13 protein-coding genes are annotated in these 12,617 nt (G+C 42.8%); 10 read left to right on the top strand and 3 right to left on the bottom strand.

Annotated features, from left to right (window positions below; translation table 11 throughout):
• Nucleotides 1–43 precede the first annotated feature (43 nt).
• Nucleotides 44–403 carry a hypothetical protein gene (locus V6C27_04935; GenBank protein ID MEG6615773.1) on the top strand — a complete coding sequence of 120 codons (360 nt, stop codon included), beginning with the start codon at nt 44–46 and terminating at the stop codon, nt 401–403.
• 272 nt (nt 404–675) lie between these two features.
• Here V6C27_04935 and V6C27_04930 read toward each other — a convergent pair whose 3' ends face one another.
• Nucleotides 676–897, bottom strand: a complete 222-nt coding sequence (locus V6C27_04930) for a helix-turn-helix transcriptional regulator (GenBank protein ID MEG6615772.1) — start codon at nt 895–897, stop codon at nt 676–678.
• A 165-nt stretch (nt 898–1,062) separates the two neighbouring features.
• Here V6C27_04930 and V6C27_04925 point away from each other — a divergent pair, with 165 nt between their 5' ends.
• The 9 genes from V6C27_04925 (at nt 1,063) to V6C27_04885 (ending at nt 8,900) form a co-directional block, all read left to right on the top strand.
• Nucleotides 1,063–1,638 (top strand): TerD family protein, encoded by a 576-nt coding sequence (locus V6C27_04925; protein ID MEG6615771.1) that lies wholly within the window; start codon nt 1,063–1,065, stop codon nt 1,636–1,638.
• Nucleotides 1,639–1,656: 18 nt separating this feature from the next.
• The gene (locus tag V6C27_04920) at nt 1,657–2,271 is read left to right on the top strand and encodes a TerD family protein (GenBank protein ID MEG6615770.1); all 615 of its coding nucleotides are present in this window, start codon (nt 1,657–1,659) and stop codon (nt 2,269–2,271) included.
• Nucleotides 2,272–2,334: 63 nt separating this feature from the next.
• The gene (locus V6C27_04915; protein ID MEG6615769.1) at nt 2,335–2,916 is read left to right on the top strand and encodes a TerD family protein; all 582 of its coding nucleotides are present in this window, start codon (nt 2,335–2,337) and stop codon (nt 2,914–2,916) included.
• A 58-nt stretch (nt 2,917–2,974) separates the two neighbouring features.
• Nucleotides 2,975–3,730, top strand: a complete 756-nt coding sequence (locus V6C27_04910; GenBank protein MEG6615768.1) for a TerC family protein — start codon at nt 2,975–2,977, stop codon at nt 3,728–3,730.
• The gene (locus V6C27_04905; GenBank protein MEG6615767.1) at nt 3,730–4,917 is read left to right on the top strand and encodes an HpcH/HpaI aldolase/citrate lyase family protein; all 1,188 of its coding nucleotides are present in this window, start codon (nt 3,730–3,732) and stop codon (nt 4,915–4,917) included. Before V6C27_04910 ends, V6C27_04905 begins: the two co-directional genes overlap by 1 nt.
• Nucleotides 4,862–6,190: a phosphoribosyltransferase family protein gene (locus V6C27_04900; protein MEG6615766.1), complete on the top strand. Its 1,329-nt coding sequence runs from the start codon at nt 4,862–4,864 to the stop codon at nt 6,188–6,190. The genes V6C27_04905 and V6C27_04900 overlap by 56 nt, the downstream gene beginning before the upstream one ends.
• 96 nt (nt 6,191–6,286) lie before the next feature.
• The gene (locus V6C27_04895) at nt 6,287–7,384 is read left to right on the top strand and encodes a cysteine protease StiP family protein (protein MEG6615765.1); all 1,098 of its coding nucleotides are present in this window, start codon (nt 6,287–6,289) and stop codon (nt 7,382–7,384) included.
• On the top strand, nt 7,384–8,193 hold the full coding sequence (locus V6C27_04890) for a hypothetical protein (GenBank protein MEG6615764.1): 810 nt from the start codon (nt 7,384–7,386) through the stop codon (nt 8,191–8,193). The genes V6C27_04895 and V6C27_04890 overlap by 1 nt, the downstream gene beginning before the upstream one ends.
• A gap of 20 nt (nt 8,194–8,213) precedes the next feature.
• Complete coding sequence (locus V6C27_04885; GenBank protein MEG6615763.1) at nt 8,214–8,900, top strand: TIGR00266 family protein; 687 nt, start codon at nt 8,214–8,216, stop codon at nt 8,898–8,900.
• 122 nt (nt 8,901–9,022) lie between these two features.
• Here the strand turns inward: V6C27_04885 and V6C27_04880 are convergent, their stop codons facing one another.
• Together V6C27_04880 and V6C27_04875 are read right to left on the bottom strand one after the other, a co-directional pair.
• Nucleotides 9,023–10,132 (bottom strand): toxic anion resistance protein, encoded by a 1,110-nt coding sequence (locus V6C27_04880; GenBank protein ID MEG6615762.1) that lies wholly within the window; start codon nt 10,130–10,132, stop codon nt 9,023–9,025.
• Nucleotides 10,129–12,504: a YceG family protein gene (locus V6C27_04875; GenBank protein MEG6615761.1), complete on the bottom strand. Its 2,376-nt coding sequence runs from the start codon at nt 12,502–12,504 to the stop codon at nt 10,129–10,131. The genes V6C27_04880 and V6C27_04875 overlap by 4 nt, the downstream gene beginning before the upstream one ends.
• Nucleotides 12,505–12,617 lie beyond the last annotated feature (113 nt).

Below are 12,617 nucleotides of genomic sequence, written 5' to 3'. Positions count from 1 at the left end.
TGTTTTTATTTAATAATGATGTAAATAAACCGGGAGTGATAATATGTTCAGCGAACAGGAATATAAAAGAGCGCCCGGTGGGCTGGGGTTTGCCGATGTGATGCTCAGATCGACAGCCCCCACAGAAAAGTATGTAGCCCACATTACTGCCCTGATCAATAAATACCTGTTCAAAGAAGAAGAGAAACTCAGACTGCAAATTAAAAGAAACATCGTTAAATTTAGGTACCAAAACAGCTTTGTGCTCATTATGCCCCTAAGCTGGGTAGAAAGGTGCCGCAATACCAAGGTCAACGGATTAGAGTGGTTGTTGGTCACTAAGCTGCTGCAACAGGGTGTAGCTATCGATACCAGCTTGCCCTACTATGTAAAGTGGATTGAAGCTAAGAACGATAAAAATTAAGTTATACTTTAAACATTGGATACCCTCTGGCGTAAACCAGAGGGTTAATTCTTGATAGGAAAATTTGTATTTCACATTACTTGCCACCGTCACATATAGTACAGCACAATATAGATACATAAGGAGGTGCTTGGCATCGATACCTTAGTGTTTACTGTGGCGGTAATATATCTGATTATTGGCATTGGTTGTAGGGATCACATAAATTTTATCTTAAAAAATAGGCATAGTTATAACATAAAAGATTTGTTTAAAGATTGGTTTTGAAATGCTTACTTTTTTTTCTTTAGATCGATTGGATTAATGTGGGTGACCACGTCCTCAATATTGCACTGCAGATAAGTACAAATTTTATCCAGTACCTCCATAGATAAGTACTCATTTCGGTTAATTTTGGCAATTGTAGTGGGGCTTAAATTGAGCGCCTGCTGCAATTCTTTTCTTTTTATTCTCTTTTTTGCCAATATGTACCTTAAAGGTCCATAAGAAATCATTTGACATCACCTTTTGTTTATTACAGAAATTAGCACCTTAAGTATAATAAAAAAATACAGAAAAATAAAGTTTTTTATTAAATAGTTATTGTCAACTTGTCCCAGTGCCTGTATAATACTACATTAAGATGTAGTTTTAGAAAAGTAGTGAAGGAGGTATAATTTTTGGCAATTAACCTGCAAAAGGGACAAAAGATTGATTTGACCAAAGGCAGAACGGGCTTGACTAAAGTGATGATTGGCCTCGGTTGGGATGTTAACAATTTTGATGGCGCCGATTTTGACTTGGATGCTTCGGCGTTTTTGCTGGATGTTAACGGTAAGGTATCCCAAGAAAAGGATTTTGTGTTTTACAATAACCTAAAGGCTGAAGCAGATTGTGTTATACATACCGGGGACAACCTCACCGGTGCCGGTGAGGGTGACGATGAACAAATTATTATCGATTTTGCTAAAATTCCCGATCGAGTACAAAAGGTTGCCATTACCGTAACCATTTACGAGGCAGCAGCCCGGAAGCAAAACTTTGGCATGGTGCACAATGCCTTTGCTCGGGTGGTGGATGCTAACACAAATGCAGAGATTTTGCGCTATGATCTCAGTGAAGACTATAGTGTGGAAACGGCGCTGGTAATTTGTGAACTGTACCGACACAATGGCGAGTGGAAGTTTGCAGCGGTGGGCAGTGGTTTCCAAGACGGGTTAGCAGGTTTATGCCGTTTATATGGCTTGAATGTTTAATAATTAGGAGGTTAGTTAATGGCTATTAGCTTACAAAAGGGGCAAAAAATTGATTTGACCAAAGGTAACCCAGGCTTAAAGAAATTGATGGTGGGTTTAGGTTGGGACCCCGTTGAAAATGGTGGCGGTGGTGGATTTTTAAAAGGTCTATTTGGTGGCGGCGCCGGTGGCGCTAAAATCGACTGTGATGCCTCAATTTTTATGCTAGACCAAAACAAAAAATTAACCAAGAAAGAAAACCTGATATACTTTGGTAACCTAAAGAGCAAATGCGGTAGTGTACGGCACATGGGTGACAACCTCACCGGTGATGGAGATGGCGATGACGAACAAATATATGTGGAATTGAGTAAAATTCCTGCCGACATCAACTATCTGGTGTTTGTGGTTAATATCTATGACTGTGTCAAACGTAGACAAGACTTTGGCATGATTAAAAACGCTTTTATTAGAGTGGTTAATAACGATAATGGCCAAGAACTGGTGCGGTTTAACTTAACAGAAAACTATGGTGGCAAAACCTCGCTAATTGTTGGTGAAGTATACCGCCACAATGGAGAATGGAAATTTGCTGCGGTGGGTGAAGGTACCACCGATGCATCACTGGGCAACTTAGCGCAACGGTTTATGTAAAAAGAAAATTACATGTATAATTGTTACATTTGATTAATATAAAAAATAGGGGGTAATTGTTAAATGGCTATTTCTTTGGCAAAGGGTCAAAAAATTGATTTAACCAAAACTAATCCTGGTTTAACCAACATTTTTGTTGGTCTCGGTTGGGACACCAACCAGTATGATGGCGGACAAGCATTTGACTTGGATGCAGCCGCCTTTTTGCTAAACAAAGATGGCAAAGTGGTAAACGATTCTGCCATTGTGTTCTACAACAATCTAAAGGATGCCAGCGGTGCTATCTGTCACAGCGGTGACAACCTGACCGGTGAAGGGGAAGGTGACGATGAAAGGGTGACCATCGACTTGACAAAAGTACCAGCTGAAATTGAAAAGATTGCTTTCACCATCACCATTCACGAAGCGGCAGCCAGAAACCAAAACTTTGGTCAAGTGTCCAACGCCTTTGTTCGGGTAGTAAACGCTGCCAACGACGAAGAATTGATTCGCTACGATCTATCGGAAGATTACTCAATTGAAACAGCACTGGTGGTTGCTGAACTCTACCGTCACAATGGAGAATGGAAATTTAGCGCTGTTGGTGCCGGCTATCAGGGTGGATTAGCTGCCCTTTGCACCAGCTACGGCTTAAACGTTGGTTAATAAAACGCTTAAAGGGGTGCTCCAACAGCACCCCTTCTAAAATGGAGGAATTTAATTAATGGATCTATTCGCTGGTATAGCACAAAGTTATGCACAATTTTTTTCGTGGGAAGCGCTGCATGCAGTTCTCGTCAATCCAGCCTCTTGGGGAATCATTGCTTCTTTAGTTCTGTTAGAAGGTATTTTAAGTGCAGATAATGCCATGGTGTTGGCGGTGGCCGTAAGACACCTGCCACCGGAGCAAAGGAAGAAAGCGTTAGTATATGGTATTTGGGGTGCTTACCTGTTCCGGTTTCTAGCCATTGGTATTGGCGTTTATCTGGTGAAATTTGCCTTTGTTAAAATTCTAGGCGCACTCTACTTGTTATGGTTAGCTGGTAAGTATTTCTTTAAACGGGATAACGGTGATGAAGAGGTCAAGGAAGTTCACGGTGGTTTTTGGCGCACGGTATTAACGGTGGAGATGTTGGACATTGCCTTTAGTATCGACAGTGTGCTGGCAGCCTTTGGTGTCAGTGGTCAAATTTGGGTGCTGTTTATTGGGGGCTTATTGGGAATTTTAATGATGCGTTTGGTGGCTCAGGTATTTATTAATCTGTTGGACAAATACCCGCATCTAGAAGCCACAGCCTATGTGTTAATTGCCTTTATCGGTGGTAAAATGATGGCTTCTGCCTTTGGCATTCACATCACCGAGGTGATGACACTGACCATTATGGCGACGATTTTTGTTGGGGGATTTTTATTTGAAAAGTTCAAAGGCTCTGCTAAATCAGCGGATGCTAAACCAACAGATCAGGGGCATGTGAAATAATGCAGTACTTTAGTTACCTTGATCAGCGGGAAAAGGAAGCGATATTTGCTTTGCCCCCGGCTGATTTAACAGAGAATATGGATAAACAGACGTTGGCCCTTGCCCTAGGGGCCACGCTGTATATTCCGGCAAATTCCCCCAAAGTGGCCCAAAAGCTGGTAAGGGATGACATGCCCGGCCTGGTATCCACTGTGTTATGCCTTGAGGATGCGGTGGGTGACGATATGGTTGCCGCTGCCGAAGGCAATTTGCAAGTACAGTTAAAGGAGCTATTAAAGCAACGGGAAAACGGCAGAAATCTCCCCTTTATCTTTATCCGGGTGAGAAACCTGGAGCAAATGAAGCGGTTAATTGTTAATTTGGGCTCGGCTTTGTCGGTGTTAACCGGTTTTGTTTTTCCTAAGTTTGATCCCGAAGCAGATTGGCAATATTTTGCTGAACTGCAAAGGGTCAATCACAGCTTAGCAAAACCCCTTTACGGTATGCCCATTTTGGAAACTCCCCGGGTAATCGAACAGCCAACCCGGGTGGCTGAAATGTTAAAAATTAAAGCGGTGTTAGATAGTTACGCCGATTTGGTGCTCAATGTCCGCATGGGGGCCACCGATCTTTCAGGGTTATTTGGCATCAGAAGAAGCTATGAATTTACCATTTACGATATTGCGGTCATTAGAGACTTTATCGCCGATTTGCTGAACATCTTTGGCCGTCCCCAAGGCGGTTATGTGATATCAGGACCGGTGTGGGAGTATTTTGGCACCAAAGAAAGGGTGCTGAAGCCCCAGTTGCGAAAAACCCCGTTCTTGGAACAATATGGTGATGCCGGTTTAAATGTCCGTCGGCAACTGGTTTCCAAATATGTGGATGGTTTAATCAAGGAGGTGCTGTTGGACAAAGCCAACGGTATTGTGGGTAAAACCATTATCCATCCCAGCCATCTGGTACCGGTACAGGCACTTTATGCCGTCACCATGGAAGAATATTTGGATGCGATGGATATTTTGGATCATGAAAAAGGCGGCGTATCTAAAAGCATTTACCAAAATAAAATGAACGAGGCTAAGCCCCATACCAATTGGGCCAACAAAATCATGAAATTAGCTAAAATTTATGGAGTGATTAACGAACGACATGACCACGCAAGCATTATCTATGCCGGAGCGAAGAAACTACAACATATTGGCTAACTTATCGGTTGAGGTGGAAATAACCGCTAACCCCTTTCATATTCCCATTGATGATGTGTTTGCCATGGCTGCCAGAAACAATCCTAAGCGCAGCTATTTGTTTGTCAGTAAACTGATTGGTAAGCACATTCCGGTATTACCGGGCACGCCGCGTCTTGCCGGTAGGCTTTTGGCTACGCGTTTGGCCGAACTGCTGGCATTGCCCATTAATCAACAATCAGTTAGTGAGATGGTGGCGGCATTAAGTGGTCACGCAGTGGGCGTAATGCCGAGCTCAGCCTATAAAATGCAGGGTAAAGCACTATTTATCGGTTTTGCCGAAACCGCCACCGGTTTAGGGCATGCCGTGTTCGATTGCTTTGCCGGTGATGTAGAATATTTACATACCACCAGAGAACCCCTTTGCGGTGCACATGATACCATTTATTTTACCGAAGATCACTGTCATGCGCCGGACCAAAAGTTGCTGGTTAACAATCCGGCACTTTTGCAACATAACGATTATCTGGTGCTAATAGATGATGAAATTAGCACTGGTAACCTGTGCTTAAATATCATCCGTTCGATTCATAAAAAGTACCCCCAGCAACATTATGTTATTTTATCTCTTTTAGATTGGCGTTCGTCAGCCGCTAAACAAAGGTACCAGGCGGTGGCAGCGGAGTTGGGCGTCAAAATTAGTGTGTTGTCTTTAATTGCCGGCACCTTTGCCGATAACGGCACCTCACCGGTGATTCACGAAAGCCCTCAACCGTTGCCCAAACTAAAGCAAGCAACAGAAATCTTTGTGCCACCAGCGTTGCCCACGGTGGTAACCACAGCGGAAAACGAAGTGGTTAATTACTTCAAATACACCGGCCGTTTTGGTATTGATCAACAGGATAATCAGTTATTAAAAGAGATTACCGACAAGTTGGGAAAGAGGTTAACTAAACTGCGCCATGGGCAACAAACCCTGTGCTTAGGCACCGGTGAGTTTATGCATATTCCTTTTATGATTGCTGAAGCCATGGGCAAAGGGGTGGTGGTGCAGTCTACCACCAGAAGTCCGGTGCACCCGATTAATAAAGATAACTACGGGGTAAAACACGCCCTTACCTTTAAAGATCCCCACAACGCTGTATCCAACTTTGTCTATAATATTCCTCCTAACCGCTATGATGAAGTGTTTGTTTTTTGGGAAAGGCCAGTGCTACCCCGACAGGTAGAACCGCTATTGATTGGTTTTCAACAATTGGGCATCAAACATGTTGTATTTGTCTGGATGACTTAAAGATTCTTCACAACGCTGGGAATGTGGTGTCAGCCGTCATTCTGGGGTTGTGAAGAATCTCTGTTTTCAGTAAGAATTTAAACGGAGGTGTAGTTTTTGCGAGCAGAAATACCAGCGCCAGAGCCACTGGGTAGTTATTCGCCGGAGGACGTTATATTTTTGCTAAAGGATATCGGCCAATTGGTGGTGGAACAGAGCAACGAAGAGCGGGAACGGGCAATGCAGGCCGACAAACACTATTCGGAAATGTTGCCCATTGAATATCGTCCCTCTGTCCAATATATAAATTTGTTTTATCAGTCTTTACAGAAAAGTGCCACTGATATTGCTAAGGCTGTTGGTATTGTGGCGTCAGCCATTTATCAATTACACGGTGACAACGTAGTGCTGGTTTCGTTGGCTAGGGCCGGCACCCCCATTGGAGTGCTAATAAAGCGTTATTTTAAACAATACTTTGGGATTGATATACCCCACTACAGTATATCCATTATTAGGGATCGGGGAATTGATGAGAACGCTTTGTTTTACATATTGCAACACCACAGCCATGTTAGCATACAATTTGTTGATGGATGGACAGGTAAAGGTGCCATTACCAAAGAGTTGATCAAATCTCTCAATCAATTTGAGAAAAAGTACAGCATTAAAATAAACAGTGAGCTGGCAGTGTTGGCCGACCCTGGATATTGTGCCAATATTTTTGGAACTAGAGAGGATTTTTTAATTCCCAGTGCCTGTTTAAATTCCACTGTCAGTGGCTTGATGTCCCGCACAGTGTTGCGCCCGGACTTGATTGGCCCTTTAGATTTTCATGGTGCCAAATACTATCAAAACCTGCAAGCCGATGATCTTTCTAATTTTTATGTAGACAGTATCACTGAGCACTTTACCGCCACCACCACTGATATCTCTGCCTTTATTGACCACAACCCCAGTTGGTTGGGGTTAAAAAATATCGAAAATATTCAGCAGGAATTTGGTATCAAAAACATAAATTTAATTAAACCGGGGGTGGGGGAAACCACCAGGGTATTGTTGCGTCGGGTGCCATGGCAGGTGTTGGTGCGGGACCAATCTCACCCTCACCTGGAGCACATCATGTTGCTGGCCAATGAGCGAGGGGTGCCGGTGGTTGAGTACCCCAACCTAGCCTATTGTTGCTGTGGACTAATTAAACCAATGGAGAAGAAATAATGATTTTTGCCAGCGACTTAGATCGCACTTTAATTTACTCCAGTAGGTTTATTGCAGATGGTGGCCGCCATTACCGGGTGGAAGTTGGAGATTATGCGTCCTATATGACCGAGCGGGCGGCGGCACTGTTGCAAATTATTGCTGACCGACTGATTTTTGTTCCCTGCACCACCAGGACGGTGGAGCAGTACCGGCGGGTAACCTTTGTTACCGATCTACAACCTAAATATGCCGTCACATCAAACGGTGGCAACCTGCTGATTGATGGCCAGCTAGATCAATCATATCATCAAGAAATTCTACTGAAATTAAGGGATTGCGCACCCAGTGCAGATATAATAAAGGAGTTTAATCGCATTGTTTCGGATGCCTGGGTAATAAAAATGAAAGAGGCAGAGGGGCTGTTTTATTATTGTCTAGTGGACCGGCCGGCGCTGCCGGAGCCAGAGTTAGCCCAGTTTACCAGTTGGGCGGCGACCCAAAATTGGGAGATTTCGCTCCAGGGTCACAAGTTATACTTGGTGCCTAAGGTGATTAACAAATGGGCACCGATAGCAAAGATTATGGCCATCACCGGGGAAACCGAAGTTTACACGGCAGGGGATTCGCTGCTAGACTTGCCTCTGCTGACCGCTACGCCGCATCACCTTTGCCCCAGGCATGGTGAGGTGTTCCAATGTTATCAGCAGCAGTTTAAAGGGGAAAAAATTAATTTTACCCGCAGCGAGGGACTTAAAGCCGGGGAAGAGGTGTTGGAAACAGTGTTAAGATGGAGTGCTGACCAAAGCACTCTTTGCTTTGAAAGTTGAAACTAAAGGGGGGAGAGAACATGAAACATAGAATATTATATCCTGGGGCCTATGCCATGTTGGAAGTGGAACTGCAACAGGGGGAGACCATCAAGGCAGAAGCCGATGCCATGGTTTCGATGTCCTCCACTATAGATGTGGAAGGGAAAATGGATGGTGGTATTTTCGGTGGTATTAGCCGCATGTTGGCGGGGGAAAATTTTTTCTTGCAAACCCTCACCGCCAATCGCGGCCCGGGCAAAGTGTACCTGTCACCACCAATACCGGGGGACATTATTGACGTGGAGTTAGACGGCTCTTACAACCTGATGGTGCAAAAGGACGGTTTTTTAGCCGGTGATAGTGGGTTAAATGTGTCTACCCAAGCCCAGAATTTAGCCCAAGGTTTCCTTTCAGGAGAAGGATTCTTCGTGGTTAAGGTAAGTGGCAAAGGGGTGGTATTTGTCAATACATACGGGGGTATTCATGTTTTCGATCTGCAACCGGGCGAAGAAATAGTGGTGGACAACAACCACCTGGTGGCCTGGCCTGATTATATGCAATACAGCATCGATAAAGCTTCCAAAGGCTGGGTATCTTCCTTCACCAGCGGTGAAGGTATCGTCTGTAGATTCCGCGGCCCCGGCCCGGTAATCATTCAAACCCGTAACCCCAAAGGCTTCGGCAGTTGGATCAGAAAGTTTATTCCCGTTAAGAACAACGGATAAAGAAAGAGCAATTATGAATTTTGAATGTTAAATTATGATTGAGGGGCGCAATGAACTTAACCACTCCATTTAAAATTCATAATTCCTAATGTATAATTACTAAAGGGGGCGTATAGCCCCCTTTATTTTAGCATTTTTTTGTTTTGGAACTCTTCCTTAAAGGCCAACAATTTTTGGCTGTCGGCAACCCTCTTCTGGCGCATATCATCTTGGATTTGCTTGGTTTCTTCAATGCCTTTGACAATGGTTTCCCAGGACTTTTGTAGCGTTTCGATGCTAACAAAGCTGCCCGAGGCCAGTTGGGCGGTCATTTTGGATTGTAAAGCGGTGTTTTGGGCGTTTCTTAATAACAACTCGTTGGTCTTTTCATCCAATGCTTGCATGGCCTTGGCTTGGACTGCCTGACGTTTGAGCATGATGGATTGAATTAAACACTGCTTAAATATTGGTAACGTAATAATAAAGGCCGAGTTGATTTTGCGTATTAAGTTGTAGTTGCCGTTTTGAATAGACTTAATGCTGGGCATGGTTTGGATGGCGATGTTTTCGGCCAGCTTCAGGTCATGCACCCGTTGCTCCATCATTTCCAGCATTCTGGCCACGTTGTTGGCCTGCACCTGATCCAATTGATTACCACTGGTGGCGGCTTGCTGTTGCATTTGGGGCAGAATGTTGTTGCGCACTTCGTTAATGGCCAATTCACCTGCATAAATGTACTGTTCCAATTGCTCATAGTACTCCAGATTTTTCATAAACATCCCTTCCAAATCTGCATTGGCTTTGTTGATTTCACTTTCATACTGTTTAAGGGTGACATAGATTTTATCCACCTCATCACCCATGGTGTGATACTTTTTAAACAACGCTTCGATGGAATCTTTGGCTTTGTTAAACAACTTGCCGAAAAAACTCTGCTTTTTTTCTTCAAAGTCTTTGATGTCGAACTTGTCCATAATGGCATTAAGCTGGGCCAGCATGTTGCCGGAATCTTCCACCTTGACCATTTCCATGCTGTGCAAAATTTGATCGGCAAATTTGGCGATTTCCTCGGTGATGCCGGCACCATAGGTCATAATGGTGTTGGGATTATCCAAATCAATTTGTGCCAAAATATTGTCTATGGCTGGTGAATTTTGTACCTTTACCGCCACTTCTTGTTTTTGCTTTTCTAAATCAAATGGCACTACCTCCACCGCTTGCTCCAGTTGCCTGTCTGTTCTGTTAATTTTCAACGAAATTTCCTCCTTATTTTTGTTGATATCTGGTTAAATAAATTACCGATTTTACTTGATTCATTGGGCATGTCCATTGAATCCGGGATGGGCAAATCCAACTGCAATGATGGTAGTTGATGTTCATCCAGTAGCTCTGTCTTTAGCTTTAGTTCAATGTTGTTGTAATTGGTGGGGGTGAAGATGGCAATGTCTATACCCACCAGATTTAAAAAGGCAATAATGATGGCGTCTTCATCACTAAAGACCTCTTTGGTGCTGTCATAAATGACCAATTTGGGTACTTCTTTGGGGTAATCAAAGGTTTCGATTAACCGTAAGATGTTGTCATCCATCGTCATCACCGTCATCAGGATTTTTAACGGTAATTCCTTATCGGTGCCATCAATGAAGGGGTTGGCTTTAATAAGCTCCTCCACTTTGCTAATAATGAGATGCTGCAATGAGCTTCTTAAATAACTAAAGCGATAAAAACCACTTTGCATCAGCTTCTCTCTATTTAATAGGCCGTCATTATTGAACAAAAATGCAGATGCATATAAATCTCGTTTTTTGTAATTCACTTTAGTAAAGGGCACTTGGGTGACCACAAGGGTGTTTTTGCTGTTGATTAGCAATCGATAATCTTGCCAGTACAGATTTAAGTCTTGATGAGTACCTCTAATTTTGGCAAAGAGGTTGGGTACATACACTGTGTCGTCAACCACTTTAAACTCCGGCCGAATGCGAGCCTCCTCCGGCCACAAAATTTTCAACTCATCATAGGTGGTGCGCAACGTTATTGGTTGAGTGCGGTAATTTTGAAACTGCCAAGGTTTAAATAAACCGGCATCGGCACTGTAAATTACCTGTTGAATTTCTTGGGAGGCGCTGTAGGCCACCGTAGCCTTGCGTATAACTCGCTCCACTTCGGGAAATGGTTCCAGCGCTAAACTGTACGGTTGTGTAATGAGCTTGCTATGTTGCTCAGCCGGGTCAATTTCTTTAAAGATATTATCCTTTTGGCAGTCGGTGTTGATATACAATACGTCGCAACCGATTTTGGACAGGTAGATCAGAAAGCATATTTCGTGTAGTTTAATGTCCCCGTAATACAAAACCTTAGGACTATCTTTAAAATCAAAATCGATGTATAAATCATAAAAATAATTATTTATCCAACCAATTAGTTTTAAAGCAAAATTCTCTAACCTGGTTGAACTGCTGTTGGGTTCAATGTCAATAAACAATTCCATGGTTTGCTGAAATGCTGTTTTGATGGTATTATTCAAAGATTTACTGTTGGTGATCGGTAAAATATTAGCTGACAACACTCCACTAATTAAAGAATTTTGATCGCCATTCCAATGCAACTTGGTTTTGTAGTGGGCAATGTCGCTATTGCTGGGCATCGGCACAAAATCTGTCAACCGGATATAGCCGTAATTTCCATTGGTTAAGGTTCTATCCAGTTGATAAATGGTATTGTAGAACTGGTCCACTGATTCATTGCTTGTCCCCGCAAGACCAATGTGCCTATAAAAGTAGATGGGCAGAACTGGCGTTGGGCTACCCAGGTAACCGCTTCTTTTATGTAGCGGCAACAAAATATCTTGCCAAATATCCGTGGCTTTTTTTAGCTTTACTGCCACGCAGGGGCCGGTGGTGATTGGTCTGACATATGATTTAGCCATTACTTTAATGGGTGGCTCGGCCAGTTTGGTTTTAATACTGCCTTCTATAATCTGAGAAAACTGATTGTTAGGGTCTACATTTTGATAATCTGAATCACTGTAAGGATTGATGTATAACACATCACAGCCCAATTGTGACAAAAAAATTAAAAAGTAAATCGAGTGTTTTTTAATTTCGCCATAATACAACACTTTAGGGTTGTGATTGGCGTTGCTTTGCCGGTATAAAGTCGGGACATGCTGATGGGCCCACAACAAAATTTTAGTAACAAAGTTTTTCAATTGGCTAATATTGACGGTGGGTTCGTTCTTGATATATAAATCGAGAATCGTTTTTAGGGAGCCTGTCATTTGCGAGTTTACTGTAGGTAATAAGCTAGCTTTGGTTAAAACATCGCAAATAACAGTGGGATCAGTGCTATTTAAATCTGTCAGACCCTGGCTTATTTTATCAGTCAGAATATTGTTGAAAGGTAGTGGTAGGCTGTCAATAAAGTAAAGGTAAAGGTCACCATATTTCAACAACTGTTGATGTAACAATGTCACCTTGGTGAGAAATTCGGACTGATTGTTAAAACCAATTAGTCGGTAGAAATAAACAGTTCCCCGGGTCCGTTTCTTCGATGGCAACAATATATCATTAAAAATGTCATTGGCTTGGTTTAAAGCAGTTTGTTGGTTAGACCTACGAATTTTCATCAAAGTACTACCCTTTCATCCAAAATGTGCATTCTACCTATAATTATATAGGGTAATAAGCAAAAATTAAACCACCTAAATGATTACTGTGCAACTGACAAGGTAGAAGTATT

The organism is Peptococcaceae bacterium 1198_IL3148, assembly GCA_036763105.1.
GTDB lineage: Bacteria > Bacillota > Desulfotomaculia > Desulfotomaculales > Desulfohalotomaculaceae > JBAIYS01.
The sequence above is the reverse complement of the archived record's forward strand: the minus strand, read 5'-3'. Positions and strand labels throughout refer to the sequence as shown.

What these genes read in the sequence shown, in the direction of transcription:
- V6C27_04935 (MEG6615773.1), top strand. Translation starts at nt 44, where the DNA reads ATGTTCAGCGAACAGGAATATAAAAGAGCGCCCGGTGGGCTGGGGTTT.
- V6C27_04930 (MEG6615772.1), bottom strand. Translation starts at nt 897, where the DNA reads ATGATTTCTTATGGACCTTTAAGGTACATATTGGCAAAAAAGAGAATA.
- V6C27_04920 (MEG6615770.1), top strand. Translation starts at nt 1,657, where the DNA reads ATGGCTATTAGCTTACAAAAGGGGCAAAAAATTGATTTGACCAAAGGT.
- V6C27_04915 (MEG6615769.1), top strand. Translation starts at nt 2,335, where the DNA reads ATGGCTATTTCTTTGGCAAAGGGTCAAAAAATTGATTTAACCAAAACT.
- V6C27_04910 (MEG6615768.1), top strand. Translation starts at nt 2,975, where the DNA reads ATGGATCTATTCGCTGGTATAGCACAAAGTTATGCACAATTTTTTTCG.
- V6C27_04905 (MEG6615767.1), top strand. Translation starts at nt 3,730, where the DNA reads ATGCAGTACTTTAGTTACCTTGATCAGCGGGAAAAGGAAGCGATATTT.
- V6C27_04900 (MEG6615766.1), top strand. Translation starts at nt 4,862, where the DNA reads ATGACCACGCAAGCATTATCTATGCCGGAGCGAAGAAACTACAACATA.
- V6C27_04890 (MEG6615764.1), top strand. Translation starts at nt 7,384, where the DNA reads ATGATTTTTGCCAGCGACTTAGATCGCACTTTAATTTACTCCAGTAGG.
- V6C27_04885 (MEG6615763.1), top strand. Translation starts at nt 8,214, where the DNA reads ATGAAACATAGAATATTATATCCTGGGGCCTATGCCATGTTGGAAGTG.
- V6C27_04875 (MEG6615761.1), bottom strand. Translation starts at nt 12,504, where the DNA reads ATGAAAATTCGTAGGTCTAACCAACAAACTGCTTTAAACCAAGCCAAT.